Source organism: Granulosicoccus sp. 3-233, from assembly GCF_052681095.1.
In genome coordinates, this window is sequence record NZ_JBQYLE010000001.1 from 942,685 (window position 1) to 969,559 (window position 26,875).

Sequence of the window (26,875 nt, forward strand, 5' to 3'; positions counted from 1 at the left end):
ACTATCGAGGCCTTGTACTGCGCTGAGCCGCGTCCAGGTCCAGTGGTGCCAGACTGGCAAAGAGATCGCCGGGGCCGGGGTTGGAGGGAGCCGTACTGCCGCCGAGATGGCGAGTGATTCCCCAGACCGCATTCAGGGCCGTCTGTACTGCACCTTCTGCCCAGCCCGGCGTCCATGACACATCATCGCCGGCAATGAAGATACCGCGCTGTTCGTCGGGCAAGCCATCCTGCATGAAATGCGAGAACATGCGGCGGTTGTAGCGGTAATGACCAGGCAGTGCTCCCTTGAAGGCCCCGAGAAAGTTCGGATCCGCTTCCCATGAAATGGTGATCGGTTTGCCGATGACATGGCTGCGGATATCCAGATGCGGGTAGATCTTCTGCAGGGCATCGAGTGCCAGACGCGCCCGTTCTTCAGCCGGTAATGGCAGCATTTTCAGGGCATCGGCCATCCAGGCGTAACTCAGACAGATCACGGCTGGTTGATCGTCACCGTTGTCGAACAGATAGGTGCCGCGTGTCAGTCGATCAGTCAGGGTCATGCCCATGCAAGGCATACCGGTATCCGGGTTCACGTCCTTCCAGAAGGGTCTGTCCACCATCACGAAGGTCTTGGACGATTGCATGTAGCTGGTACGATCCAGTGCCATCCAGTTGTCCTGCGAGAACAGTTGTTCGTCGGTTTCTATGCTGGTGGTAAGCAGCCAGCTCTGGCAGGTGGCGAGTACCGCTGGTACATCGAGCTCGTTGCCGTATTCATCCGTGACGCGCAAAGTGTGCGCATCCAGCCGGTGAATCCTGCGCGCGCCGGAGCGGCTTGCTCCCTGGTTCAGGCTGCACAGGGACGTGCCGGCTGGCCAGTGCTGGCAGTCGGGTGTGGCGGTCCATAGTCCGCGCGGAAGTTGTTCGGCTCCTCCGACAATGTAATGCTGATGATCATCACATTCGGTCAGTACCACACGCAGAATTTCCAGCATGGTGTTGCGAAAATCCGAATCCCAGCCACCGGTGCCGAATCCGACCTGTCCGAAGACTTCGCGATGGCGGAAGCTCAGTTCCTGAAAGGCTCTGGATGTTGCAATGAAGTCGTAGAAGGTACGGTCATCCCATTCACGTACCAGAATGTTCCAGTAGTGCTTGATGGTCACGACATCGCGCTGTGCGATGGCTTGCTGCAACTCGGAGAAATAGGCCTCTTCGTCGAGTGCTGTTGCCCAGGCTGTGGCCACTTCCCGGTACAAGGGGGGCAGGTCATCCAGGTTGCGGGCGTACAGCGCTTCGCCGGCCAGGTCGATGACAGTCATGCCGGCAGCTTCGGTCAGGGGGTTGGGAAAAGGACGACGCTCCAGTTGCAGCAGATCGGCATAGTGGTTGAAGGTCGTGGCCGATTCGGGAAAACGCATGCCGCCCAGTTCGGCAATGCTCTGCGGTGAATTCACGAAGGGTTCGGAGCGCAGCCGCCCACCCATGCGCCCACTTTCGAAGATCACGGGGCGCAGGCCGAGCTTCATCAGTTCGAAGGCTGCCACCATGCCCGAGACACCGGCGCCGATGACGGCGATGGTCTGTCCCAGTTTGTCGGCCGGCAAGGATCCCAACCCGGCAGAATTGGACACCCAGTTATCATAGGCGAACGGAAAATCGGGTCCGAAGACCGAGACGGGCTTGCGTTCGTTCATGTCAGTGACTGATAGAGTTCCGGACGTCGGTCCATGTGGTAGGGCAGGTCCTGTCGAATATCCATGATGGCCTGTCTGGTGAGTCTGGCCGTCAACAGGTCGGGCTCATCACCGGCACGAGCCATTTCCTCACCATCCGGGCCGATGATGCAGCTTCGGCCGACGTAGTTCAGATCCCCTTCCGGTCCACAATAGTTGGCGTAGGCAAAGTACACCTGGTTCTCGGCTGCCCGGGCTCGCGTGGTGACATCCGCCACGAACGTCCAGGGTGCCATCAGCGCGGTCGGAGCGAGGATGAGCTCGGCGCCCTGCAGGCTCAGGTGGCGAGATGATTCGGGAAATTCGATGTCATAGCAGATCAGCAGGCCGACCTTCCAGCCATTCAGTTCGAATACCGGGGCATAGTCGTCACCGGCGGAAAACAGCGCGCGATCCAGCTCGCCCCAGAGATGCGTCTTGCGATAATGCGAGACCAGCTCGCCACTGGCAGAGATCACATTGACAGCGTTGAACAACTGGTCACCGTCGCGTTCGATGTATCCGTAGGCCAGAGCGATGCCATGGCGCAGACACAGGTTCCTGATTCTGTCGGTAGTGTCCCCGTCTCGCTCGACAGCGACACTGCGAGCACTGCTCAGCGGAATGTTGTAGCCGGTCAGACTGGCTTCGGGGCAGACCAGCAGTTGTACGTCGTTGGCCGCGGCGCGGGCCGCCGCATCTTCCATGCGTGCCAGGCTCTCTTCTGTTGAGGCCGGTGTAGGGCGATGCTGAAGTACTGCCAGCATCAGGTCACTGCTCGTGTTCATGACTGTTTCTCGTATGCCAGGGCGGTGCCGGTCGTCGAGCGATCGGTGCGCATCAGCAAGGACAATAGCGGACCCATGCGCTGATCGGGTGGTGCCGATTCGCCTTCCAGCTCTCCGGGAAACGCGTTACGCCGCAACTGGGTTCGCATCGGGCCGGGGTCAAAGCCGTTGATCGCCAGTTGGGGGTATCGTCCCTGTTCATCCATCCGGGTGTCGTATTCATCGGCCAGCATGTGCATGAGACCCTGCAAGGCCTGCTTGGATACCCCATAGGCACCCCAGTAGGCAGTGGGCTTGTAGTCGAGGGTGAAGGTCAGACTGCCGAGGCTTGATCGGAACAACAGTGGCAGGCAATACAGGGACAGCAGGCGAGCGCTGGTCAGGTTGACATTCATGACACGTACCCACTCGGATTGGTCGATACTGATCTGGTGGGTGGGTGTTCCAAGGTCGGCGCTGGCGTGTACCAGCGCGTCGATTCGCCCGAATTCCTGTTGCAACATGTCCGCGATCTCGCCATATTCCGCGGGTCCGGCCTTGTCCTGCTCCAGAACCACCATGGCTGGCTGTGCCGGACCCATGCCATCCAGCACGTCGTAGAGTTTTTCCAGCTTCTTGAGCTTGCGACCGGCCAGTACAACCGTGGCGCCAGCAGCAGCGCAGGCCTTGCTCAGGCAGGTTCCCAGGCCACCTGTCGCACCGCTGATCATGACGACGCGATCGTTCAGGGAATTGGCTGGCAGGGTATAGCCGATCTGCGCGTCAGTGGCGCTCTGATAGTTGGGGTTTTGCATGGCGCAAGTGTACGCCATGCGGTGCGAGGACTGAAGGGGACATGTTGTTACGCGTGTTGCATCGTCGACTCCGGCGTGCTGTGCGTAAGCAAAGCCGAACGATACCGATCAATGAGGCTGCATTGCAAGGTTGTCGTTCAAGGCTGGGCGATGTCGCCATGGCCGTCAGACGAGCCAGGGGGTCTTCAGTCTTGTCAGTACGTCTTGCCATGGGCAGGACATCGATCGGTAAATTCGGGGCGGTCCGCAGTCTGCCCTTCCAAAGGCTTGAATGAGCCTGTCCTTCAACGTCGGTGGCGCCAGGCCCAGAAGAGCTTGTGTACAGGGGTGAGTGTGCTGCGTTCGCGGAGCAGGTCCGGGGGGCGTCGCGTCCACAGTGCCAGCTGCCTTTCTCTCAGTATGCTCAGTCGCCACAACGGCAGCAATGAGCGTTGGCGGTAGTGCTGTCGACTGCTCGGCTCTTTCAGGGCCTGGGCGAAGTCGTGATGGGCATCGGCAATTGCGGCATTCAGCAGTGACTGGCGTGCGGGCTTGTCCACCACCACGGCAATGGCATCGAGCGTGCTGGCGGGTTCCGCTGTAACGTCATCGGCGTCGCTGGTCTGCGTTTCCGATTTGCGGATATGTGAGGCCAGGTCGGTCGGGCGGATGCCGAATCGCTGATACATCTCGGTGCTGAATACGGGCTGTCCCCGATGCAGCATAACTGGCAAGCGAGACAAGCGTTCGTGTTTGCCCAGTGCTCTTGCAAGCCGCTGCGAGTGACGCTGCGGGTCCAGTTCGGCATCGTTGTCCGACAAGGCATGGGCCAGCAAAGCAAGACGGGCACTGTAATCCTGTTCCAGCAGGGTATCGACTTCCGCATCGCTCGCCGGGGGTGTGAACCTGAGGGTCGAGGCAGCACCAAGTATGGCAAGGCAGCACGCCATTGCCTGTTGCTGCTCTGCCATGCTGTCGTGGGTGGCCTGCGTGGCCGGGTGGCGAGCGGTACCCTCCATCAGTCGCTGCAGTTCTTCATGCCACCAGTGAATCTTGCGTTCGGCAACCTGTGGTTCCTGTACGTCCTCCAGGGTGGTGCTCAAGGACTGGATGAGATGCAGGCGCTCGATGAAACGCTGGCGGGCCGCAGGAGTTGTCCACAACAGGCTGTAGTAGAGCGACGATCCTTCTCGAATGGTAAGCATGGGGTGAAGATCCGTGACGACCGGGTTCAGTCGTCCCTGCTGTTCGGGTCGATGCGTGTGGTGGCAATCATGTAGTTGACGTCGACATCCTGCTCCAGCTTGTATTGGCGTGTCAGCGGGTTGTAGGTCAGGCCGATGATTTCATCGACTCGAAGCCCTGCCTGTCTGCAGTAGGTGGCCAGCTCTGAGGGTTTGATGAATTTCTTCCATTCATGCGTGCCACGGGGCAGCAGCCGCAGGATGTACTCGGCTCCGGCGATGGCGAACACCCAGGACTTCGGATTGCGGTTGATGGTGGAGAAGAACACTCGACCCCCGGGTTTCACCAGGGTGGCACAGGCCCGGACCGTCGAGGCCGGGTCGGGGACGTGCTCCAGCATTTCCAGACAAGTGACGCAGTCGAAACTGCCGGGCATCTCGGCCGCACAATCCTCTGCGGCGATCTCGCGATAATCCAGCTCGGCACCGGTTTCAAGAGCATGCAGACGAGCCACGGCCAGCGGTGCTTCGGCCAGATCGATGCCCAGTACATCGGCACCGGCATGCGCCATGGATTCGGCCAGAATACCGCCACCGCAGCCCACGTCCAGAACCCGTGAGCAGGGCAGGGTGGCACGCTCGGCGACCCAGTCCAGACGCAGTGGATTGATCTGGTGCAAGGGTTTGAATTCGCTGTTGGCATCCCACCAGCGACTGGCCAGATCCTGGAATTTGGCCAGTTCTGCCGGATCTGCATTGTGTATCTTGCTGCTCATGACTTGCCTTGTCTGACGGATGGGATAACGTCCGGTACATACTGCCGGGCGTGTAGCGCCGGATCGCACGGATTCGGGTCTGTGATGCAAGTTTACGTGATACGGGCACAACCGGTTTGCCGGTGATTCCCGTCACTGTTGAATCTGACAGAGCCACGCCCCGCAAGCGGCATGCTGCTTGGGTTTGACTGTCTTCGATGTGATAGAATCATTCGGTTGATCTGACTCGATCGCCACCTCGTTTGGCCCTTCGCTCCATGTCTGATTTCGCTAAAGAAATTCTGCCCATCAACCTCGAAGACGAGATGCGGCAGTCGTTCCTCGATTACGCCATGAGCGTAATCGTGTCGCGCGCCCTGCCGGACGTGCGCGACGGGCTCAAACCGGTACACCGTCGCATTCTGTACGCCATGCATGAGCAGGGCTATGAGTTCAATCGCCCGTATCGCAAGTCAGCCCGTGTCGTGGGTGAAGTCATGGGTAAGTACCACCCGCATGGCGACTCTGCCATCTACGACTCCATGGTGCGCATGGCGCAGCCCTTCAGCATGCGTTACATGCTGATAGACGGCCAGGGCAACTTCGGCTCGGTCGATGGTGATCCGGCGGCTGCCATGCGTTACACCGAAGTGCGCATGGCGAAAATGACACAGGATCTGCTGGCGGACATCGATCAGGAAACCGTCGACTTCATCCCCAACTATGATGGGTCGGAGAGCGAGCCCGGTGTGTTGCCTTCGCGCATACCCAATCTGCTGGTCAATGGTGGCACCGGCATCGCGGTGGGTATGGCAACCAACATACCGCCACACAACATCTCGGAAGTCATCAACGCCACCATCGCCATGCTGGATGAACCTGACATCACTGTCGAGCAACTGATGGAGCACCTGCCCGGACCCGATTTCCCGACCCGCGGCATCATCAATGGTGCGCGTGGCATCAAGGAGGCCTATCGAACCGGTCGTGGCAAGCTGTATATCCGGGCGAAGGCCGAGGTCGAGCACAACGAAAAGACCGGCAAGGACACCATCGTCGTCCACGAGCTGCCGTATCAGGTCAACAAGGCCCGACTGCTGGAAAAGATCGCCGAGCTGGTCAAGGACAAGAAGATAGAAGGCATCACCGAGCTGCGCGACGAATCCGACAAGGACGGTATGCGCATGGTGATCGAGCTGCGCCGTGGCGAGTCCGGCGACGTCATGCTCAATCAGCTTTACAAGCAGACCCAGTTGCAAGTCGTGTTCGGTATCAACATGGTGGCACTGGACGAAGGTCAGCCAAAACTGCTGAACCTGGTGCAGGTACTCAATGCCTTCATCCGACATCGGCGCGAAGTGGTGACACGTCGCACGGTCTTTCTGTTGCGCAAGGCGCGGGACAGGGCACATGTGCTGGAAGGTCTGGCTGTGGCGTTGGCCAATATCGACCCCATCATTCAGCTGATCAAGGAATCGCAGAACTCGGGCGAGGCAAAGGAAAAGCTGGTCGGGCAGACCTGGGAGCCGGGCATCGTCAGTGGCATGCTCGAGCGAGCCGGCGCTGCCGCATCCAAGCCGGAAAACCTTGGTGAGCAGTATGGTCTGCACGACGGTCGCTATCAGCTGACAGAAGTTCAGGCGCAGGCCATTCTCGATCTGCGATTGCATCGGCTCACCGGCCTGGAACAGGACAAGATCATCGCCGAATACCGGGAGATTCTCGAAAAGATCGAGGATTACCTGGATATCCTGACTGACCCCGAGCGCCTGCGCCTCGTCATTCGCGAAGAGCTGGTCGCCATCATTGAAAAATATGGCGATCAGCGCCGTACCGCCATACAGGTCGACCACTCTGAAATGACGGTGGAAGATCTGATTGCTGACGAATCCGTGGTTGTCACCCTGTCTCATGGTGGGTATGTCAAGGCGCAACCCTTGTCAGACTACCGCGCCCAGCGACGCGGCGGTCGCGGCAAATCCGCGACCACCATGAAGGACGAGGACTTCGTCGACAAGCTCTTCATAGCCAGCATGCACGACACGGTGTTGTTCTTCACCAGCGTCGGCAAGGTCTACTGGAAGCGGGTTTACGAATTGCCGGTGGCCAGTCGCGGGTCGCGGGGTCGTCCCATCGTCAATCTGCTGCCACTGGAAGACGACGAACGCGTCAATGCCGTATTGACGGTACGCGAATACAGCGAAAGCCAGTTCGTGATGTTTGCCACCAGCAAGGGCGTGGTCAAGAAGACGGCCCTGTCCGATTTCTCGCGACCACGCACCAATGGCATCATCGCCATCGACCTGCGTATCGATGACTATCTGATCGATGTCGGACTGACCACCGGTGACAGCGACATCATGCTGTTCTCCAGCGGCGGTCGCGCCATGCGTTTCCACGAGTCCGCTGTACGCACCATGGGCAGAACGGCCGCCGGTGTGCGAGGTATCCGCATGCCGGAAGAAGACAGTGTCATCGGTCTTATCGTGGTAGGCGAGGGTACGATACTCAGTGCCACACGGAATGGTTATGGCAAGCGCACGAAGCCGGAAGACTATCCCACCAAGGGGCGCGGTGGCATGGGCGTGATCGACATCAAGACGACTGAACGTAACGGTCCGGTCATCGGAGCGGTCCAGGTCGGCGAGGATGACGAAATCATGCTGATTACCGATGCCGGTACGCTGGTGCGTACTGCGGTAGAAGGTGTTACCACCGTTGGGCGCAATACGCAGGGCGTGCGACTGATTCGTCTGAATGCCGGTGAATCTCTGGTGGAGTTGACGCCGATCGATGAATCCGATGTTGTCAGTGCCGAGGATGACACTCAGGATGGCGAAGAAGGCGCCGCCGCCGTCTCGACAGACGATGGCTCGGAAGCGCCTGTCGATGCGGAGAACACCTCTGATGTCTCGGCAGATGCTTCCGATGTGGATGGCGATTCGGCCGAGCCAGCAGAGGATGAGGATTCGTCCGACGCCGACGATGAAGACAACTGATCCACTGCGGAGTACTGTCACCCTTGTCTGACTCTACGCTTGCGCGAGTAGCCAATTTCAATGCCGGGCCGGCAGCCATGCCGCGCTCGGTGCTCGAACGTATGCAGAGCGAACTCCTGGACTTCAGGGGGCGCGGCCTGTCGGTACTCGAGATGAGTCATCGCAGCGAGGATTTTGCGGATATCGCCGCACGAGCGGAATCCGATCTGCGTCAGTTGATGGCGATACCTGACGACTACAGTGTGCTTTTCATGCAGGGCGGAGCCAGTGCCCAGTTCAGTCTGTGTGTACAGAATCTGGACCTCGAGGGTCGTGTAGCCTATCTCGACAGTGGCTACTGGTCGCGCAAGGCCATGGCATCTGCCGCTGAGCTGACTCAGGTCGACACCGTGGCAAGCTGTCAGGATCAGCCTCTCATACACTTGCCCGACAGCTCGCAGTGGGCAGATTGCAACGGTGCCAGCTTTCTGCATCTGACGGACAATGAAACCATTGATGGCATTGTGCTGGACGAGCTCCCCGACAGCCAGTTACCACTGGTCTGCGACATGTCATCGTCAATCCTGTCACGTCCGATAGAGGTCGAGCGCTACGGGCTGATCTACGCGGGCGCGCAGAAGAACATCGGTCCTGCCGGGATTACCGTGGTCATCGTGCGCGACGAGCTGCTTGAGCGCAGCGCACGACAAACCCTGCCACCCGTGTTCAGCTATGCGGCGATGGCCAAGGCCGGTTCCATGCTGAACACGCCGCCCACGTTTGCCTGGTATGCCGCCGGGCTGGTGTTCCAGTGGTTGCTGGGAGAAGGCGGATTGTCGACGATTGCCGAGCGCAACGAGCGTCAGGCGCAGAGTGTGTATGCCGCCATCGACAGTCACGATCTGTACATCAATCGTGTGCATCCTCGGAATCGTTCGCGCATGAACGTGCCGTTTCAGCTCCTTGAAGAATCGCTGACGGGAGAGTTTCTGCAAGGCGCTGCCGGTCGAGGATTCATCGGTCTCAAGGGGCACAAATCAATGGGAGGTCTGCGGGCCAGTCTTTACAATGCCACGCCTGACCAGTCGGTTGATGAGCTGGTTGACTACCTTCATTACTTCGCTGAACAGCACTCATGAGTACCGAACATCCGGATGGAAAGAACCAGGCCAATGCTGACCAGGTCAGCCCACTGGCACTGTCGGATATCCGCCAGGAAATAGACAGTGTGGATCTGCAGATCCAGGCTCTTCTGAATCAGCGCGCCGCTGCTGCTCTGAAGGTGGCTGCCGTCAAACTGGCCGAAGCCGATGGCAAGGCAGTGGATTTCTATCGACCGGAACGCGAAGCGCAGATTCTCAAGGAAGTAGCAAGGCGCAACAAGGGCCCCATGAGTGATCAGGCCGTTCAGCGCATCTTTCGTGAAATCATATCGGCGAGTCTGGCGCTCGAACAGCCGATGCGAGTGGCCTATCTGGGTCCGGAAGGCACTTACAGTCATGCCGCTGCCGACCGTCATTTCGGTCATGCTGTGCAGACCGTTCCGGAAGCCGGCATTGCGGACATCTTTCAGGCTGTGGAGACTGGACGTGCCCGGTTCGGTGTTGTGCCGGTAGAGAATTCGACCGAGGGCACCATCAATCTGACTCTGGATCTGCTGACACGTACCCCTTTGCGTGTGTGCGGCGAATTGAGCATGCGTATCCAGCATTGCCTGCTCAGCCGCAGCGAGTCCCTGACGGATATCCGGACTGTCCATGCGCATCCTCAGGCACTGGCGCAGTGCTGGCACTGGCTCAATGCCAATCTGCCCAATGCCGAACGCATCAGTGAGAGCAGCAATGCCGAAGCGGCGCGTCTTGCCATCGAGCACCCCGAGTATGCTGCCATTGCCGGTGAGACTGCTGGCGAACTCTACGGCCTGAACAGCCTGGTAAGTGGTATCGAGGATGAGCGAAACAATACAACCCGATTTCTGATCATCGGTGATCAGGACGTCCCGCCAAGTGGTGACGATTCGACGCTGCTGATGATTGCGGCGCCGCACAAGCCCGGTGGTTTGCGGCGCATGCTACAGCCCTTGGAAGAGGCTGGTGTCAGCATGACCCGTATCGAATCACGACCTTCACGATCGGCCTTGTGGGAGTATCATTTTTTCATCGACGTCAATGGGCATCAGGATGATGCAAACCTGGCACCGGTACTGGATGAGCTGCGCGAATTGACGCCCTTGCTGAAGGTGTTGGGCTCCTACCCGCGAGCACTGTGAGCATGAGTCTTCTTGTACCGGGCAGAGATTGATGGGCACCTTGTGTATCGTTGGCCTGGGCATGATCGGTGGCTCGCTGGCAGCTGCATTGAAGCAATCCGGCCATGCCGGTGAGATCACTGCTCTGGTTCGCTCGGAAGCGACGGGCAGACGAGGGCAGGAGCTGGGTTTCATCGATGGCTTCAGTACCGACGCGGCTGACGTTGTACCCGATGCCGATATCATCATGCTGGCAGTGCCGATGCTCAGCATGCGCGCGCAACTCGAGAGCATCAGACCTCACCTGAAAGCAACAGCAGTCATCACCGATGCCGGCAGCGTCAAGGCACCCTTCATTGACGATGCGCGTGCCGTGTTTGGAAGCCTGTCCCGCGTCGTACCCGGTCATCCGATCGCGGGCCGCGAGAAAACGGGTGTGGATGCTGCCGATGGCAGTCTCTACCAGGGGAGGCGAGTACTGTTGACACCTCTGGCTGAAACCGATGAGTCTGCAACGGCGCTTGTGCGCCAGCTCTGGGAGCAGACTGGCGCTGAAGTGGAATCTCTGGACCCGCAGCAGCATGACCGGGTGCTGGCGGCTACCAGTCACCTGCCTCATGTGCTGGCCTTTGCATTGGTGGACATGTTGGCCAGGCAGCAGGAATCGGAGGAAATCTTTCGTTACTCGGCGGGTGGATTCAAGGATTTCACTCGAATTGCCTCCAGCGATCCGATCATGTGGCGGGATGTCTGTCTGACCAACCGTGACGCCTTGCTACAGGCCATGGATAATCTCGACAGTCATCTGCAGCAGTTGCGACAAGCGATCGATGGTCGTGACGGCGATACGCTGGAAGCCACTTTCAGTCGGGCCAGAAACGCTCGCGACGAGCACATCTGAGTATCGGCCTCTGCGGATTTCTCTGAGAATGGGCGCCACATTCTGCCACCTTTATGCCGTAGTGGTCTGTCAAGAATGTAGTGAGCTGTTCCGAATTTCTGGTCGTGTATGCTTGAATCGTGGCAGTTGACGATAAATTTGGCCGGTTTTTCGCTAAGAGTTGGTAATATTCTCCAATCATGCTGCGAGTGCGCTTGATCGAATACTGCGAACTAACCCACGATTTGAAAATAGCGTCACAAGAGTTGTGAATAAGGGTATTCACGACAAACATAATATGATTAAATTCGTCTCATGGACGAAGCGTCGTATTACAACCTCAAGGCAATGCCGGCGCTGGCTCCGAGTCTGAGTTCGGAAGTGGCGGCTCAGGTCGGTCGCAGCATTGTTACCGGTGCGTATTCGCCGGGCAGTCTGCTGGAGGACGAAGCAGCCTTGGCGATACGCTTCGGTGTCAGTCGAACCGTCATTCGTGATGCGATGAAAGTGTTGGTCGGCAAGGGGCTTCTGGAAGTACGCCGAGGAATTGGTACCCGGATCAAGCCTCGCGAGGAATGGGGCTTGCTGGATGATGACGTCATGGCCTGGCAGTTGTCGGTACCTGCTGATCCCGCCATGCTTTTGCAGTTGGCCGAGACCAGGCAGCTCTTCGAACCTCAGGCAGCATTCTGGGCAGCTGAGAGGGCCACCCCTGCAGAATTGGATGAAATTGGCAGTGCCATCAATGCCATGCAGGATGAAGTGGATGATCCCAGGAAATTCGTGGTCGCCGATGCCCGATTTCATCGAGCTGTATTACGGGCCGCACACAATGAATTCCTGCTGGCATTGGCTGGAATCATCTATTCGGCGTTGTTGTCCAGCATTCGCCTGACGAACCCGGACAGAGACACCATTCTGATAATTCTGCCGTTTCACGAGGCAGTCAGTGATGCCATTATCCGTGGCAATAGTGAGGAGGCAAAGGCCAGAATGGCCTTTCTCATCAAGGATGCAGTTTGTCGTATCAATGCAGTGATTGCGGCGGTCTGATCATGTCAGCCTGTCGAGCCAGCTCGCGATGTCCAGTGAGCCAGCGTTTCCAGATCCGGTCGAAAGACTACCACCAGTCAGGCTCAGGCCAGACGTGCCTGTTCTGATTTTTCATCTCGTTAATATAGTGAGGAATAGTATGCACAAGAATTTCAAGAGTGTAGGAACACTGGCCGCGACCAGCGTTGCCACACTGGCGCTCACCATGGCGTCTGGTACTGCAAGTGCGGAAGATACCAAGCTGCGCATCCAGACGCATTTCTCTCCGGAAACCCTGTCCGGGGAACTGGCCAAGGAATTCGTTGACGATATCACCGCCATGTCCAATGGTGAAATACAGATCGAAATGTTCTATTCATCTGCGGTGGTCAAGTCCACTGAAACTTTCGATGCTGCCGCTACCGGCATCCTCGATTGTGACATGACAGGTGGGGCTTATCAGACAGGCAAGAACCCGGCGTTTCAGTTTGCCGGCGACCTCATGGGTGGCTACGGCAACCCTTATCAGCAACTTGCCTGGTTGCTGCATGGTGACGGCTATGCCAGCATCAATGAGTTGTACAACGCCTACGACATGGAATTTGTCGGCTGGTGGATTCCCGGTCCGGAATCGCTGGCATCAACCAAGCCTATCCGTGGTGTCGAAGACCTGAAAAACTGGAAGTTCCGTTCGCCTCCGGGCATGGAAACCCTGGTGTTCAAGAACCTGGGAGCATCGCCGGTAGTGATGGACTTCAACGAAGTGTTCACGGCTCTGGAGTCCGGCATCATTGACGGTGCGGATGCCGCCAACCTGACAAACAACATGGGCATGGGTCTGTATGACATTGCCGAGCACGCCAACTATCCGGGCTTTCACTCCATGCCGGCTGACCATCTTGCCTGCCGCAAGGATATCTGGGATGAGATGCCTGAACATCACAAGGCCATCATGAAAGTGGGCATGCAGGCCCTGGCTCTGAAGAACGCCACCATCAATGAAGTAAAGAACGCCCAGACCAAGAAGGATCTGGAAGAAAAAGGCGTGAATATTTATGAGTGGGCACCAGAGGATCTGGCACAATACCGCGATGCTGTTCAGTCAGCCTGGGTCGAGTTTGCGACAACACCGGAGTCCAAGAAACTGCTGGATAGCCATGTTGCATTCCTGAAGAGTCTGGGTGCAATGCAGTAGGCATCCGACTTCCTGTCGGGTTCCAACCCGTGTGGCAGTGCCCGTTGCGGGCCTGCCACTCTTTTCCTTCCCACTATTTCTTTCGACCCGATTTCACATGAATCTGGATGTAGCTAATGGATGATGACAGCGGCAGCTTTATTGAATGGTTGGTTCCCATCGCGTTTATTCTCTGTGCGGGTTGGGCGACCTGGCACACACCGGCATTTCTGCTGGATCTCTTGCCGCCCGCCAGTGAAAGCCTGACGCAGCAACTGGCAGAATTGCATTATCGCAAGGATGTCACGCCCGACATGGCTGGTCTTTTCGGCGGCTACGCTGATCCACTGGACTGGGCCGCAGTCGTGATGATTCCCGTGTTGCTGATCATCGGCATGCGCACCGTGCGTTGTGCTCACATGGAATACGATTACTGGCGGCCAATCGATCGATTTGCGCTGTTCATCGGTCGGGTCACCATGCTGCTCATCCTGTCGCTGACCTGCATCATGCTCTATGAGGTGTTCCTGCGTTATGTGTTCGAGGCGCCGACTCTCTGGGCGAACGAACTGACCTTGTGGATTGCCGGCTACGTCTTCCTGTTATCCGGACTGTATGCCATGCAGCAGCGTTGCCATATCAGGATCTTCCTGTTGTATGACGTGGTGCCGCGCTGGCTGCAACACGTATTCGACATCATCTCTGTTGCATTCATCTGGTTCTTTGCCTTCTTCATGGTCTTTGGCAGCTTCAAACAGATCTTCGTTACCAAATTCTATAAATGGGAAATGTTCGGTACCGCCTTCGATCCTCCCATTCCGGCCACCATTCAACCCATGATTCTCATCATGGTAGTGCTCATTGCCATCCAGGCTGCCGCGAATCTGATTGCCGACTGGAATCTCACCGCAGAGGAGCGCGGTGGACTTGTCGACATCGATGAAGAGGAGCTCGAAGCAATCAAACGCAGCGTAGGTAAAGTCTGATGGACGTAGGAACGATTTCTCTCGTACTGGTTGTCGGGATGTTGCTGTTCCTGGCGATCGGCATGCCTCTTGGGCTGGCGTCGGCGGTTCTCGCGCTGGTGGTCATGATCATGAAGTTCGAGCCCACGCTGCTTACTGACCCCATGAGCTTCGGTGATGGTTTGCTGACTGGCAGGCCCGGTACCGGGCCGTTGTACATCCTGGCGCAGAAGATATTCGACCTGTTGACCGAATACGTGCTGATCTCCGTGCCATTGTTCATATTCATGGCATCTCTGCTGGAGCGCTCCGGAGTTGCAAAATCCATGTACGACTCGCTGGATTTCTGGCTCAGCCGTGTTCGCGGTGGTATTGCCATCGTCACGTCGGTGATGGCCGTGTTGCTGGCAGCCATGTCCGGCATCATCGGCGGCGAGATTGTCCTGCTCGGCCTCATTGCATTACCGCAGATGCTGCGTCTGGGTTACGACCAGAATCTGGCCATTGGTACCATTTGTGCCTCCGGTTCTCTGGGCACCATGATTCCGCCATCGATCGTCCTGATCATCTACGGACTGATCACTGAAACTTCCATCAAGTCCCTGTTCACCGGGGCCTTTCTGCCAGGCTTCATGCTGGCCAGTTTCATCATCATCTACATCATCATTCGTACTCGCATGAACCCGTCTCTGGCACCATTGCCGGAGCCCGGCCCGGAAGATCCCGAAGGGGCAGAGAAGCGCAGCATGTTTCTCGGCTTTCTGGCCATCGTGGTGACGGGACTGGCCACGCTGCTGTTTGCGCGAGCGGCCATCTATACAGTAACCGGCGTCAATGCCAATCTGTCTGAAGACGAAGGGCCTCTGTGGCTGGGGATGAGTTCTCACCTGCCGTACCTTGGCGGAGTCATGGTCCTTGGCCTGGTTGTCATATTTCTAGTCATCGGACGTGAGCGCTCATTCAAGGGGTGGGCACATGGCAAGGGCTTGCTGGCGCCTGTGACCATCATCGGTATCGTGCTTGGTTCGATATATGGCGGTGTTACCGGAATCACCGAGGCGGCAGGCATGGGAGCACTGGCCGTATTCGTCATTGCCCTGTTGCGTGGTGAAGCTTCAGTCGGGCTCCTGTGGGACAGTCTGATGCGTACCCTTCGCTCTACCGGCACCATCATCTGGGTGACCATCGGTGCTGCGGCGCTCTCAGGTGCCTACACACTGGCTGGCGGGCCTACCTATATTGCCGGACTCATCGTGGACGCCAACATGCCAACCTTTCTGGTACTGCTCACCATGATGCTCATCCTGTTGTTCATGGGGGCCTTCATGGACTGGGTCGGCATCGTGTTGCTGATCATTCCGGTGTTTCTGCCAATCGTCAAAGCCATGCCAGTGGAAGAGATCGGCTTCATCGGTCAGCTTGATCCACAACATGTGTCCGTGTGGTTCGGTGTACTGTTCTGCATGAACATGCAAGTGAGTTTCCTGTCACCTCCATTCGGTGGGGCAGCGTTCTACCTGAAGTCGGTAGCGCCTCCACATATTTCTCTGACCGATATCTTCCGAGGCTTCCTGCCTTTCATCGGGCTGCAATTGCTGGCATTGAGCGTACTGCTGGTCTGGCCGTCGATCATCACGATCTTCCTGTAGCAGCCGCCATTGACCTGGTCAGTCCCCGATGAGGGGCTGACCAGTCGATCCTTTGCGAAATCACTTCCTGCTCCGCAGCACCTGCAATGGGTGCCTGCATTGACTGCCTGCGCGCAGCTCTGACTACCCAGGCAGAAACACCTGCCTGAGATTGAATCTCCTGGTGCACAGACACAAGGGCATTGCGAGCTGTCCGTACCCGCAGTCCGGTTGCCTCCATCGTTTGACTCTCGAGCGGCTGACACGCTGATAGCTGTCCGCACGTATCTCTCCATGCGATCGCACGGTACTGACAGGGCTCCAGCGTAACGCTGAACTGGCTAAGGTCAGCATCGCCAGTCTGTCTGGCAGGGACAACGTTATTTCATGAATTCTTGTGCAGACCTTGACACGTCGAGGTAACGGTAATTAGAATGCGAACGATTATCATTAGTGCTATCAAGAGAACTACGTTTTGAATCCATCCGATCTAGCAGAATCCGTTCAGCCTGATGCATTGACAAGCGCGCCGATGCCACAGAGCACCCTCGACAGTCTGCTGAGCATGCTGGTTACGGGTGGGCCGGTCGTCTGGCTGCTGATCGCGTTCTCATTGCTGGCGCTGACAGTCATTCTGCTCAAGCTCGGCCAACTGATCGCTTTGCGACAACGACCTGGCAATGTGGTGGACAAGGCCATGGCACTTCTGCAGGCCGATCAACCGCTGGAAGCGCAAATGCTGGTCAATGGTCAATCCAATCCTCGCGCTATCTTGCTGAGTCACGCGTTGAAGATGCAGGCCAGTGGCGAGTATTCGGCAACGGAAATACGAGAAGAGGCCCTGCGCCGGGCGAGGTTGGGGCTGGCGCGACAGGAATCGCATTTGAGGATTCTGGAAGTCATCGCCATGCTGGCACCGCTTCTGGGGCTGTTCGGTACTGTGCTCGGCATGATCGAGGCGTTTCGAGCGATGGAGAGTGCCGGTGCCCAGGTCAATCCGGCCATTCTGTCCGGCGGCATCTGGCAGGCACTGCTGACCACGGCTGTCGGCCTTGCTGTTGCCATCCCGGTATCCATTGCGCATAGCTGGTTCGAGCGGAAGCTGGAAGTGCAGGCGGGCAGCTTGCAGAACGATGTTGATGTGCTGAGTTCCTTGGTCGCGCATAAACAGAAGCCGGAGTCTGTCGTTGTTTCACGCAAACCACTGCAGCGAGCGGTGTCGTGAATTCGGTACTGGCTGTCCGACGCAAGTCGCGCAGGATAAGCCTGACCGCATTGATCGATGTTGTCTTCATATTGCTCATGTTCTTCATGTTGACATCGTCATTCAGTCGGTTCGGCTATTTCGAATTTCAGACTCAGGGAGCCGGTGGTGGTGGAACCGGTGATGCACAGGTGCTGCTGTTGCAGGCCGATGGTGAGTTGCTGGATCGATCCGTATCCCCAGCGCAGGTGATGAGCGATGAACGATTGCTGGCACGGATGGATGCGTCTCGACCCCTGTCGCTACTGCCTGCAGGTGACGCCGATGTGCAGACCATGGTGCAGGCGATAGAACGCCTGAATCGGATTGGCCTTTCCCGCGTCACGCTTGGGCAAGTCCTGTCGGCCGAGGTGGACTGAAAGCCGTGTCAGATTACCTGCAATCTCCGGATCAGCTTCGATCGGTTTCTCGGCGCAAGTCGTCGAGCGACGAGAACATGATTCCGCTGATCAATATCGTTTTTCTGTTATTGATTTTCTTCATGGTCGCCGGGCAGATTCAGCCACAGGATGGCAGTGATATACGACCACCTGTGGCCGCGGACATGGAGGTCAATACGCCACCGGTGGTCGATGTGCAAATCAACCGTCAGAATGAAATTCAGTTGGATGGTGTGGCGATGAGCCTCAGTGATTTACAGCGTGCGCTGTCGGGTGAGCGATATGCGAACGCCGAACAGCTGTTGATCAAGGCTGATCGGGATGTCAAGGCTGCGGATCTGGGTGTCCTGCTCGATGGCCTGCGGCAATCGGGGATTGGCAGTATTCGCCTGCTGACTGAAAAATCCGGAAGCTGATCTCGTGAGTGTATTCAAATGGCTAGCAGCAGGCTTGCTGGCTCTGCTGTTGCACCTGGCTCTTGCCTTCGGTTTGCTGGCCTACAAGCCTGAAGCCGACTATGGCGTCGCAGGGCCTGGCGAAGTGGGGGTGAGTGTCGGGCTAGGCATGATCGGCAACTACCAGGAAACCGTGGCGGCAGCTGAACTGACGAATGAAGAGAGCGATGAGCCGGAACTGGATGCCGTAGCAGAGGCAGAGGTGGAGCCGGAGTCGCTTTCCGACACGGAGAAGAACCCGGAGGAAGCAGTAGACAAGCCAAGCCCGGTCACTCCGGAACCAGAACCAGAACCAGAACCAGAACCGGAACCAGAACCAGAACCAGAACCAGAACCAGAACCGGAACCAGAACCGGAACCGGAACCGGAACCAGAACCAGAACCAGAACCGGAACCAGAACCGGAACCGGAACCGGAACCGGAACCGGAACCGGAACCGGAACCGGAACCAGAGCCAGAGCCAGAGCCAGAGCCAGAGCCAGAGCCAGAGCCAGAGCCAGAGCCAGAGCCAGAGCCGGAAGTGGAGACGGCGGACGCACCCAACCAGCAGCAAGATGCGCCCAGTGATGCAGAGTCGCCAGTCAGGCAGACAGCCGCGGTCGCCAATACGGGTTCGGCGTCAGATACGCGGGCAGAAGGTACCAAGGGAGATCCGCAAGCCTATCTGGGGCAGATCAATGCCTGGTTGAAGCAGTTTCATCGCTATCCGCTCAAGTCCAAGAGACGCAAGGAGGAGGGCGTCGTGCAACTGAGTTTCCGGATCAATCGCAACGGTGAGGTCAGCGATGCGTCGGTCAGGCAGGGTTCCGGATATGCACGACTCGACAAGGCTGCACTTGAATTGATCGCGGAGGCGTCACCGTTGCCGCGAATACCGGATTTCATGAATCGGGAAACGCTGAAACTGGTGATTCCCATCGAATACTCACTGATAACCAACACCAACTGAGCAAGGAAAGAACGATGAGTGATATAAACGCTGACCAGGGTCCGAGCCCCCGTGGGCAGCATGAGCAACGCAATTCAACTGTCAGAAAACCAGCTCGTCTGGCCTATGGCAGTACCTCTGTGACAGGCGGAATTGCAAGACGTTCACTGGCCGTCGGGGTTTCTGCACTGATGTGTACCTCTCTGGCCATGGCGCAGAGCCAGAGTGTCGACAGTGAAGAAGACACGCTGGTGCTCGACAAGCTGGAACTCAAGGATCGCACCAGTGATACCAATCCCTATGCCGAGGATGGAGCTCCGTACAAGGCGAAGGTCTCCGGTGATTCACGTCATGTCAAGGATCTGGCCGATACCCCACAGACCATTCAGGTGCTGACGCAAACTCAGCTTCAGGAATCGGGCAAGACCGATCTGCGGGATCAGCTGGCCGCAGTACCAGGCATCACTCTGGGTACCGGTGAAAACGGTAACGCCTTCGGCGATCGCTACATCATCCGCGGTCATGAGGCACGTAGCGATGTCTTTGTTGACAGCCTGCATGATCCGGGCATGACGATTCGTGAAAGCTTTGCGGTGGAGCAGGTGGAAATCACCAAGGGGCCCAGCTCTACCTTTGCAGGTCGTGGCTCCACAGGGGGGGCCGTCAACAGCATTACCAAGCAGGCCAGTACCGACTACGACTTCACCAAACTGCAAGGCGGGATAGGAACCGATTCCTACGGCCGTATAACCGTTGACTCCAATCAGCGCATCAATGATGAAGTTGCCGTCCGGGCGAATGTCCTGCTGGGAACCAGTGATGTACCCGATCGAGAACCAGCCAGCAAGGATCGACAGGGTCTGGCACTGTCAGCCGGTTACGATACCGGGGACAGATTTTCGATGATGGCCGACTTCTATTACCTGAATGCCGAGGACAAGCCGGACCTGGGTACCTACATCGAGCCGAACGGCGGCAAGCCCGTTGATGATCTGCCTGTCTATCTGCAGAATCAGGACTTTCTCGAATCCACCGTCAAGGTCGGAACCTTGCGTGGGGCCTATGAGTTCACCGATTCTGTACGTGTGGAAAACGCCTTTCGATATGGCACAACCGATAACGGTTATGTGATGACAGGCGCGCGCGGAACCACACGTGATGAGTCCGATCCGGATGCACCCAGCGCGCCCACTGTCAGTCTGAGTACGCATCAGGGCTGGCAGGAGATCGACTATTTCGCTGATCAGGTCAGCCTGTTCGTGGATGCCGATATCGGCAATCAGCTTCATCAGTTCGTGTTCGGCGCCGAGTTCAGCAAGACGGATGTGCTCAATGGTGTGTATCAGGTCAACAATACCGGAGACACCAATTGTGTGACATCAGGTCGAAACGGGGCTTCTCCGAGCTACTGTATTTACGATGCCAATGGCAACGTCGTGGACAATCTGAGCGATCTGATGGGACGGGAGATCACCCGAGGTGAATACGATTCCGACTTCAGTATCAGCACTTTCTCGTTGTCGGCCATGGATACCATCGATTTCACCGATCGATTTACCGGGTTTTTCGGTGTTCGCATGGACAGCTTCGATTATACGAATACCCTGCGCAGCACCGACAACACCACGGGTGAAGTCACCCTGACGGACTACGAATACGATGATGTCCTGTGGAACGGGCATCTGGGCGTCGTATACAGGGTTGCCGAAGAGGGGAATGTGTATGCCAACTACAGTACCTCTTCCAACATCAACGGCGGGGAATCCGATCTGGGCGGCAACTGCGGTTATGGTGGCTTGTGTGGCGACACCGATCAGGTAACCGAAAGTGAGCCCGAGACAACGCAGAACATCGAGCTGGGCACCAAGTGGGATCTGTTTGATGACAAGCTGCTTGCGACAGTGGCTGTATTTCAGATGACAAAGAGTGATGTCATGGAAAGTGTCGGGGATGACTACGAATCCCTGGGTACGCTCAATACCGGCAAGAACCGCGTTCGTGGCATCGAGTTTTCTCTGGCAGGCAATATCACGGAGTCGCTCAGTGCTGCTGCCGGTGTGGCGATCATGGACTCTGAAGTACTGGCGTCGTATGACGAAGATTCGGTAGGCAAGGTGCTGAGCAATTTCTCTGACAACAGTGCCTATGCTCAGCTTCGCTACAAGGTCACGCCTTCCATTGCTGTGGGCGGTACGCTGACCTATTCCGATGGCATGTATGTGGGACAGCCAGATTCCGCGGCGGGCTTCAGCGCCGACACCGGTGCCTATTCCTACGAAATCCCGTCCTATACCGTGCTCGATCTGTTCTCCAGTTACGAATACAGCAAGCAGCTGTCCGTACGGCTGAACGTGGGCAATGTCACCGACAAGGACTATTACCTTGCCGGTTATCGCAGTGGTGCGTTTGCCTACAAGGGGGATGCGCTGAATGCACGCCTGAGTGTCAACTACGAATTCTGAGTTGATGCAACGAACTCCTGACAAGACGGAACGTTCGATTCCTCCGGGTACGGTGTGCCTGGAGGACTATCAGCGTCATGCTAAGAAGATCCTGCCGCACGATGTGTATGAATATCTGGCCAGTGGCTGTGCTGATGAACGCACGCTGGCCAGAAACCGAGCAGCGTTCGATGAGTCCACCATACAGCCTCGCATACTGAGAGATTGTTCGAATGGCAATACCGAGTGTCGGGTGCTGGGTCAGAGATTTCGCCATCCCATCCTGCTGGGGCCGGTTGCCCATCAGGCGCTGGTGCACGAGGAGGCGGAACTGGCAACGGCTGAAGCGGCGTCATTGATGGAGGCCTGCATGGTGGCGAGCACATTGTCATCGGCGCCGATGGAGAGCATCGCTGCCAGACTGCCAAGCCACAAATGGTTTCAGTTGTATTTCCACAAGGACCGAGGGTTCACGCTGGAATTGCTCAGGCGTGCAGAGGCTGCCGGCTTCGAGGCCGTGGTGGTGACGGTCGACGCTCCTGTCAATGGTGCACGTAACCGCATTCAGCGTGCAGGCTTCAGCTTGCCCCCGGCGGTTGTCGAGGCAAACCTGGTCGATCAACCGGTCGTGGAGCAGCGTTCATTGAATTCAGGGCAGAGTGTCATTTTCCAGGGGCTGATGAGCGAAGCGCCCACTTGGCGGGACATCCAGTGGTTGCGCAATCAGACTTCGCTGCCGATTCTGATCAAGGGGGTCATGCACCCCGATGATGCGCTCGGTTGTGTGGAGCAGGGACTGCAAGGTGTGATCGTTTCCAATCACGGTGGACGCTGCCTGGATACGGTGCCAGCCAGCATCGAGGTCGTGGCTTCCATCCGAGCCGCAGTCGGGGAGGAATTTTCAGTATTGCTTGACGGTGGCATACGTCGCGGGACAGATGTCTTCAAGGCACTGGCATTGGGAGCCGATGCGGTTCTGTTGGGGCGTCCGCAGGTCTTTGCTCTTGCTGTTGCCGGAGCACTGGGCGTTGCACATATGATCAAGCTGCTGCGAGATGAGCTGGAAATCTGCATGGCACTGTCGGGATGCCCTACACTGGATGCCATCGGACCGTCAGCGTTGACAGGTCACTATTGATGCAGTCATGACACTCGTTACAGGCAGGGGAACGTTCAGGTGCTGTTAGTCATCGAAAAGGTATTCACTTGCGAAGAAGCGCTGGTTTTCGGTAAGCAGCTGGCAGACAGTAGCTGGGTGGATGGGAAGTTGTCGGCGGGTTCGCAGGCTGCCGGCGTCAAGACCAATCAGCATCTGGATGATCGCATCGATCTGGCACGTGGCATCGGCAACGTCATACTGGACAGGCTTCATGCTCATCCACAGTTCGTGTCCGCCGCCTTGCCCAGTCGCATCCTGCCGCCGAAATTCAACCGTTATACCGGAGGGGGCCAGTACGGTGCTCATGTCGACAGTGCCATCATGGGCATGCCGGGAGGCGGGCAGATCCGCACGGACCTGTCAGCCACGCTGTTCCTGTCACAGCCTGAAGACTACGACGGTGGAGAGCTGGTGATCGACACGCGGTTCGGTACGCAGGAAGTGAAACTGGAAGCAGGGGATCTCGTGCTCTATCCGTCAACCAGCCTGCATTGCGTCAATCCTGTTCTGGCAGGTGCTCGAATCTGTTCGGTATTCTGGATCCAGAGTCTGATACGGGATAATCAGCAGCGCGAGATTCTGTACGATCTTGATCAGAGCGTGCAGTCGATTACCCTTGACAAGGGGTCGGAGGATGAAGACGTCAGTCGTTTGACCGGCATCTATCACAATCTGATGCGAAGCTGGGCGAGCACCTGAGGCGCACGCCGCGGCTTCCGGCACTCATGAAGCTCAGCAATAGAATGATCCAGACTGACACTGCGCCGCCACCAGAGCGATTGCCAGCCATGCCGTCATCGATATCGGTGTCGGTCAGCTCGTTGCCACCTGGCTCGACCGGTGTTTGCTGATTGTCCGGCTCTTCGCTATCAGGCGTTTCATTGTCGGTGTCATCCGCTGAATCCGTATCTGGCGCGGAATTGTCATTGTTGTCAGAGTCATCACTGATACTCAAGGACAGCGTGACCACATTGTCTTCCGGGTCCAGTTCATCCTGATCGGTAGTGATCGTGGCACGCAGCAGGGCATTCGGTGAGGCGGCCAGTGCCTGCAGATCCAATGACGCCGTTCGGCTGTCGCCTGCGGCCAGTTCGCTCAGTTCGCAGATGATATCGTTGCCGTCTTCCACACAAGCCGACATGTTCTCACTGGTCAATGCTATCTCGGCACGGGGGCGCGTCAGAGCCAATTGCGGACTGGTTGCCACAGCACTGCCTTCGCGGTTGCTGATCTCCAGGGTGACTGTGAACACGTCGCCGACTTGTACTTCGTTGGTGTCGATGGAGGCGTCGAGAGTCAGGTCAACTTCGTCGGAGGCTCCGGTTCCGGCATCGCCATTGTCCAATTCCAGTGTTGTCCAGCGCCCTCTGGCGAAGGCCGTGCCATCGCCTTCCGGAATCTTGCCATTGGTGTTGGCCAGGGACTCCACCGCAATGGTGGCACCATGGGGGACCACGATATCCTCGAAGGTGTGTCGAATCGGCGTGTAGTCGATATCGACTTCCGGATTGATGGCAGTGCCTACCAGAACATCATTGACCAGAACACGATACTCTGCCTCGCCATCGAGCTCGGCCAGGGCAGTCAGAGTGATGTCGTAGAAATCGGATTCTCCTTCGTACTGCAAGGTTGCCCGAGCAAATCGGTTGCGAAAGTCCTCTCTGGCGGCATTGATGGCCAGTGATGCTCGTCTGGGTGCCTCCGAGTAATACGGAACCTCTCCGGCGTCGATGACGGGGAAGTCATTGACGGCTTCGAACAGGTGGATGTCTGCGTGAACGGTGGGGCTTCCCAGTGTGCTGGTGGCCCACAAGGCCATTACCGTTGCTTTGACAAGCGTGGATCGTACGATCATGAGCGTGAACGAGTCTTGTAGGGGCTGGTGCGGCAACGGCCATTGTCTGTGAGTGATCAAGCAAGCCAGGTGCCACTCGCCTGGACAAAATACGTGCATCTATTGTTGAGAAAAGTTCTCATTTGCATTACTATTCTCATCAATCGTCGGCGCACTGGAATCTTTCACCCCTGTCGGCGATCAGCAGCCAGCAGATGTTTCGACGTCCGCCAGCCAGACAATCCACCAAATGTTCTGGATCGCTCATGCTTGACCGGCGGCGAGTGCGACTGTGCGCCACGATTGCCGTGGTACTCGGCCCCTGCACTGTCCATTCGAATACCGATCCCATGGTGCTGGACACCATGGTGATCACTGGTACGCGTACTGAACGCAAACTGCTGGATGTTCCCGTGCGTACCGAAGTCATCAATCGCGAAGCGTTGGAAAGCAGTCACGCGCGAGATCTGTCAGAGGCCTTGCAACATCAACCGGGGCTGCTGCTGAAGGACATCCACGGCAAGAGTGGCAAGGAGGTCTGGCTGCAAGGCCTGGATTCCGACCGAGTGCTGATTCTGATCGATGGCAAACCGGTCAGTGCATCCAGCGGTTCCACGGTGGACCTGACCCAGATCGCCATTGCCGATGTCGATCGCATCGAAATCGTCAAGGGTGCTGTCTCGGCGCTGTATGGCAGTGCCGCAATGGGCGGCGTGATCAATGTCATCACTCGTCAGCCTGACGCCCCCTTGGCCTATCAGCTACAGCTGGACACAGGAAGTCATGGTGACAAGCGTCTGCCAGGCAACAGCTTGCTGGACCAGCGTCATGTCAGTGCAGGTTTCAGTGCGTCTCGAGCGCAATTCGATGGCTCTTTTTCACTCGATATCCGGGATGCCGATGGGTTTGATCTGGATCCATCGAGCTACTCCTTTGGCGGGGACAGAGGCAGCAAGATCAACCTGGTGGGTACGCTGGGCATGAAGCTGGACGAATACAGACGTCTCGAATACAGCTCCAGCTGGTACGAAGAGGATGTGAGCAGGGACTTCAGTACCTTTACACCGGGGCAGGGCGACATCCTCAAGCTCGATGCCGAATATGCCACACGTTTCAACCAGACGCTCTCCTGGCGCAGCGAGCTTGCCGGAGGACGTTCGCTCAAGGCGTTTCTGATGAGTGAGCAATTCGAGGATACGACCAGGCAGGATGTCGTGTCCACCTCACTGCTTGATCAGAAGCGCGAGGCGAACATCGAAACCTTCAAGGCAGAAGTACAGTTCGACATGCCCTTCGGCCAGAACCAGCAATGGACCATGGGCGCGGCATTGTTCGATTCCCGTCTGCAGCAGCAACAGGAAAGGGCTGAAGGCAGCCGGTTCCTGCAGATCGATGAAATCGTTCCCGGTGCCGATCATCAGAATGGTGAGTTCTTTGTTCAGAACAGTGTCTTCGCAGGCGAACATTGGGAGTTCCTGCCCGGTTTGAGGTGGCAGCAGGACAGTGATTTCGGTTCTCATGTCGCACCCAAGATCAACGTCCTGTATGTCCCGCAGTTTCTGTCATCGCTCAATCCACGCTTGCGTTTTGGTCTGGGCAGTGGATACCGGGTACCTAACCTCAAGGAGCGTTACTTCCTGTTCGATCACAGTGCCAATGGTTACGTGGTGCTGGGTAACACCGAGCTGGAACCCGAAGAATCCGACAGCCTGCAGCTTGGCTTCGAAATGTCGGCCAGTCGAACCACGCGTGGAGAGATTGCCGTGTTCTACAACCGTTTTCGCAATCTGATCACGACCAGTATCGATGCAGAAGCCAGTGCTGGGCAGCAGTTGCAGGTCTATCGCTACAGCAATGTCGATGCAGCCACGACTCGCGGGGTCGAGCTGAATCTGGCGCAGAGACTGAGTGATCGACTGTCTGTCGATGCTGCCTATACCTGGCTGCTTGCCACGGACTCCGCGACAGGGCTGGATCTGACCAGGCGTCCCGAACACCAGGTCGATATTGCTCTCAACTGGACACTACCGGGTCTGCGCTCGACTGCCAGCCTGAAGGCTGCTTGGCAGAGCCATGAGTATGTTGACGCCGATAACGAGATTCGCTCGCCGGGCTACGCCACCCTCGGACTGCGTTTCAACCAGCCTGTTGGTCGGCGGTTCAAGTGGTTTGCGGGCATCGACAATCTGCTCGACGAACATCAGGACCCCGACAATGCAGGTCAGGATTTTCGCCCATCCGAGGGGCGTTACATCTATAGCGGCTTGCGTTATTCACTCTAGCAACAACTCATTCAACTCGATACGGGCA

General features: G+C 57.2%; 22 protein-coding genes. 16 read left to right on the forward strand and 6 right to left on the reverse strand.

What is annotated here, in order from left to right; all coding sequences use genetic code 11:
• Window position 1 precedes the first annotated feature (1 nt).
• The 5 genes from ACUNV4_RS04070 to ubiG all read right to left on the reverse strand — a co-directional run bounded on the left by ACUNV4_RS04070 (window position 2) and on the right by ubiG (window position 5,220).
• Window positions 2-1,681 (reverse strand): flavin monoamine oxidase family protein, encoded by a 1,680-nt coding sequence (locus ACUNV4_RS04070; RefSeq protein WP_430877217.1) that lies wholly within the window; start codon window positions 1,679-1,681, stop codon window positions 2-4.
• Window positions 1,678-2,487, reverse strand: a complete 810-nt coding sequence (locus tag ACUNV4_RS04075) for a carbon-nitrogen hydrolase family protein (RefSeq protein WP_430877218.1) — start codon at window positions 2,485-2,487, stop codon at window positions 1,678-1,680. Before ACUNV4_RS04075 ends, ACUNV4_RS04070 begins: the two co-directional genes overlap by 4 nt.
• The gene (locus tag ACUNV4_RS04080; RefSeq protein WP_430877219.1) at window positions 2,484-3,281 is read right to left on the reverse strand and encodes an SDR family NAD(P)-dependent oxidoreductase; all 798 of its coding nucleotides are present in this window, start codon (window positions 3,279-3,281) and stop codon (window positions 2,484-2,486) included. Before ACUNV4_RS04080 ends, ACUNV4_RS04075 begins: the two co-directional genes overlap by 4 nt.
• 284 nt (window positions 3,282-3,565) lie before the next feature.
• Window positions 3,566-4,465, reverse strand: coding sequence for a squalene/phytoene synthase family protein (locus ACUNV4_RS04085; protein ID WP_430877220.1), 900 nt, complete (start codon window positions 4,463-4,465; stop codon window positions 3,566-3,568).
• A gap of 26 nt (window positions 4,466-4,491) precedes the next feature.
• The gene (ubiG, locus tag ACUNV4_RS04090; protein WP_430877221.1) at window positions 4,492-5,220 is read right to left on the reverse strand and encodes a bifunctional 2-polyprenyl-6-hydroxyphenol methylase/3-demethylubiquinol 3-O-methyltransferase UbiG; all 729 of its coding nucleotides are present in this window, start codon (window positions 5,218-5,220) and stop codon (window positions 4,492-4,494) included.
• A 257-nt stretch (window positions 5,221-5,477) separates the two neighbouring features.
• Between ubiG and gyrA the strand changes: the two genes are divergently transcribed.
• The 15 genes from gyrA to ACUNV4_RS04165 all read left to right on the forward strand — a co-directional run bounded on the left by gyrA (window position 5,478) and on the right by ACUNV4_RS04165 (window position 23,430).
• Entirely contained in the window at window positions 5,478-8,198 is a 2,721-nt protein-coding gene (gyrA, locus tag ACUNV4_RS04095) for a DNA gyrase subunit A (protein ID WP_430877222.1), read from the forward strand.
• A gap of 23 nt (window positions 8,199-8,221) precedes the next feature.
• Complete coding sequence (gene serC / locus ACUNV4_RS04100; protein ID WP_430877223.1) at window positions 8,222-9,316, forward strand: 3-phosphoserine/phosphohydroxythreonine transaminase; 1,095 nt, start codon at window positions 8,222-8,224, stop codon at window positions 9,314-9,316.
• Window positions 9,313-10,446 carry a prephenate dehydratase gene (pheA, locus tag ACUNV4_RS04105; RefSeq protein ID WP_430877224.1) on the forward strand — a complete coding sequence of 378 codons (1,134 nt, stop codon included), beginning with the start codon at window positions 9,313-9,315 and terminating at the stop codon, window positions 10,444-10,446. Before serC ends, pheA begins: the two co-directional genes overlap by 4 nt.
• Before the next feature lie 31 nt (window positions 10,447-10,477).
• Window positions 10,478-11,326 carry a prephenate dehydrogenase gene (locus tag ACUNV4_RS04110; protein ID WP_430877225.1) on the forward strand — a complete coding sequence of 283 codons (849 nt, stop codon included), beginning with the start codon at window positions 10,478-10,480 and terminating at the stop codon, window positions 11,324-11,326.
• A gap of 294 nt (window positions 11,327-11,620) precedes the next feature.
• On the forward strand, window positions 11,621-12,358 hold the full coding sequence (locus ACUNV4_RS04115; RefSeq protein ID WP_430877226.1) for a FadR/GntR family transcriptional regulator: 738 nt from the start codon (window positions 11,621-11,623) through the stop codon (window positions 12,356-12,358).
• 139 nt (window positions 12,359-12,497) lie between these two features.
• Window positions 12,498-13,532: a TRAP transporter substrate-binding protein gene (locus tag ACUNV4_RS04120; RefSeq protein ID WP_430877227.1), complete on the forward strand. Its 1,035-nt coding sequence runs from the start codon at window positions 12,498-12,500 to the stop codon at window positions 13,530-13,532.
• A 116-nt stretch (window positions 13,533-13,648) separates the two neighbouring features.
• A complete protein-coding gene (locus ACUNV4_RS04125; protein ID WP_430877228.1) occupies window positions 13,649-14,497 on the forward strand; it encodes a TRAP transporter small permease subunit in 849 nt (282 codons plus the stop codon).
• Window positions 14,497-16,125 (forward strand): TRAP transporter large permease, encoded by a 1,629-nt coding sequence (locus ACUNV4_RS04130; RefSeq protein WP_430877229.1) that lies wholly within the window; start codon window positions 14,497-14,499, stop codon window positions 16,123-16,125. Before ACUNV4_RS04125 ends, ACUNV4_RS04130 begins: the two co-directional genes overlap by 1 nt.
• A 511-nt stretch (window positions 16,126-16,636) precedes the next feature.
• The gene (locus tag ACUNV4_RS04135) at window positions 16,637-17,329 is read left to right on the forward strand and encodes a MotA/TolQ/ExbB proton channel family protein (RefSeq protein ID WP_430877230.1); all 693 of its coding nucleotides are present in this window, start codon (window positions 16,637-16,639) and stop codon (window positions 17,327-17,329) included.
• Window positions 17,326-17,727, forward strand: coding sequence for an ExbD/TolR family protein (locus ACUNV4_RS04140; protein ID WP_430877231.1), 402 nt, complete (start codon window positions 17,326-17,328; stop codon window positions 17,725-17,727). The genes ACUNV4_RS04135 and ACUNV4_RS04140 overlap by 4 nt, the downstream gene beginning before the upstream one ends.
• A gap of 5 nt (window positions 17,728-17,732) precedes the next feature.
• A complete protein-coding gene (locus tag ACUNV4_RS04145; RefSeq protein WP_430877232.1) occupies window positions 17,733-18,164 on the forward strand; it encodes an ExbD/TolR family protein in 432 nt (143 codons plus the stop codon).
• Window positions 18,165-18,168: 4 nt separating this feature from the next.
• Window positions 18,169-19,152, forward strand: a complete 984-nt coding sequence (locus ACUNV4_RS04150; protein ID WP_430877233.1) for an energy transducer TonB — start codon at window positions 18,169-18,171, stop codon at window positions 19,150-19,152.
• 14 nt (window positions 19,153-19,166) lie between these two features.
• Window positions 19,167-21,593 (forward strand): TonB-dependent receptor, encoded by a 2,427-nt coding sequence (locus ACUNV4_RS04155; RefSeq protein ID WP_430877234.1) that lies wholly within the window; start codon window positions 19,167-19,169, stop codon window positions 21,591-21,593.
• 4 nt (window positions 21,594-21,597) lie between these two features.
• Window positions 21,598-22,710 carry an alpha-hydroxy acid oxidase gene (locus ACUNV4_RS04160; protein WP_430877235.1) on the forward strand — a complete coding sequence of 371 codons (1,113 nt, stop codon included), beginning with the start codon at window positions 21,598-21,600 and terminating at the stop codon, window positions 22,708-22,710.
• Window positions 22,711-22,749: 39 nt separating this feature from the next.
• Complete coding sequence (locus ACUNV4_RS04165) at window positions 22,750-23,430, forward strand: Fe2+-dependent dioxygenase (RefSeq protein ID WP_430877236.1); 681 nt, start codon at window positions 22,750-22,752, stop codon at window positions 23,428-23,430.
• Here ACUNV4_RS04165 and ACUNV4_RS04170 read toward each other — a convergent pair.
• The gene (locus ACUNV4_RS04170) at window positions 23,375-24,586 is read right to left on the reverse strand and encodes a hypothetical protein (protein ID WP_430877237.1); all 1,212 of its coding nucleotides are present in this window, start codon (window positions 24,584-24,586) and stop codon (window positions 23,375-23,377) included. The two genes, ACUNV4_RS04165 and ACUNV4_RS04170, sit on opposite strands and share 56 nt — an antisense overlap.
• 245 nt (window positions 24,587-24,831) lie before the next feature.
• On the opposite strand from ACUNV4_RS04170, the gene ACUNV4_RS04175 reads away from it, so the two are divergent.
• Window positions 24,832-26,847, forward strand: coding sequence for a TonB-dependent receptor plug domain-containing protein (locus ACUNV4_RS04175; RefSeq protein WP_430877238.1), 2,016 nt, complete (start codon window positions 24,832-24,834; stop codon window positions 26,845-26,847).
• The last annotated feature ends 28 nt before the right edge of the window (window positions 26,848-26,875 follow it).

Coding starts and splice junctions, on each gene's coding strand:
- ACUNV4_RS04170 (WP_430877237.1), bottom strand. CDS start 24,586: ATGATCGTACGATCCACGCTTGTCAAAGCAACGGTAATGGCCTTGTGG.
- ACUNV4_RS04175 (WP_430877238.1), top strand. CDS start 24,832: ATGCTTGACCGGCGGCGAGTGCGACTGTGCGCCACGATTGCCGTGGTA.
- ACUNV4_RS04080 (WP_430877219.1), bottom strand. CDS start 3,281: ATGCAAAACCCCAACTATCAGAGCGCCACTGACGCGCAGATCGGCTAT.
- ubiG (WP_430877221.1), bottom strand. CDS start 5,220: ATGAGCAGCAAGATACACAATGCAGATCCGGCAGAACTGGCCAAATTC.
- ACUNV4_RS04135 (WP_430877230.1), top strand. CDS start 16,637: ATGCCACAGAGCACCCTCGACAGTCTGCTGAGCATGCTGGTTACGGGT.
- gyrA (WP_430877222.1), top strand. CDS start 5,478: ATGTCTGATTTCGCTAAAGAAATTCTGCCCATCAACCTCGAAGACGAG.
- ACUNV4_RS04115 (WP_430877226.1), top strand. CDS start 11,621: ATGGACGAAGCGTCGTATTACAACCTCAAGGCAATGCCGGCGCTGGCT.
- ACUNV4_RS04155 (WP_430877234.1), top strand. CDS start 19,167: ATGAGTGATATAAACGCTGACCAGGGTCCGAGCCCCCGTGGGCAGCAT.
- ACUNV4_RS04120 (WP_430877227.1), top strand. CDS start 12,498: ATGCACAAGAATTTCAAGAGTGTAGGAACACTGGCCGCGACCAGCGTT.
- ACUNV4_RS04070 (WP_430877217.1), bottom strand. CDS start 1,681: ATGAACGAACGCAAGCCCGTCTCGGTCTTCGGACCCGATTTTCCGTTC.
- ACUNV4_RS04110 (WP_430877225.1), top strand. CDS start 10,478: ATGGGCACCTTGTGTATCGTTGGCCTGGGCATGATCGGTGGCTCGCTG.
- pheA (WP_430877224.1), top strand. CDS start 9,313: ATGAGTACCGAACATCCGGATGGAAAGAACCAGGCCAATGCTGACCAG.
- ACUNV4_RS04130 (WP_430877229.1), top strand. CDS start 14,497: ATGGACGTAGGAACGATTTCTCTCGTACTGGTTGTCGGGATGTTGCTG.
- ACUNV4_RS04125 (WP_430877228.1), top strand. CDS start 13,649: ATGGATGATGACAGCGGCAGCTTTATTGAATGGTTGGTTCCCATCGCG.
- ACUNV4_RS04160 (WP_430877235.1), top strand. CDS start 21,598: ATGCAACGAACTCCTGACAAGACGGAACGTTCGATTCCTCCGGGTACG.
- ACUNV4_RS04085 (WP_430877220.1), bottom strand. CDS start 4,465: ATGCTTACCATTCGAGAAGGATCGTCGCTCTACTACAGCCTGTTGTGG.
- ACUNV4_RS04075 (WP_430877218.1), bottom strand. CDS start 2,487: ATGAACACGAGCAGTGACCTGATGCTGGCAGTACTTCAGCATCGCCCT.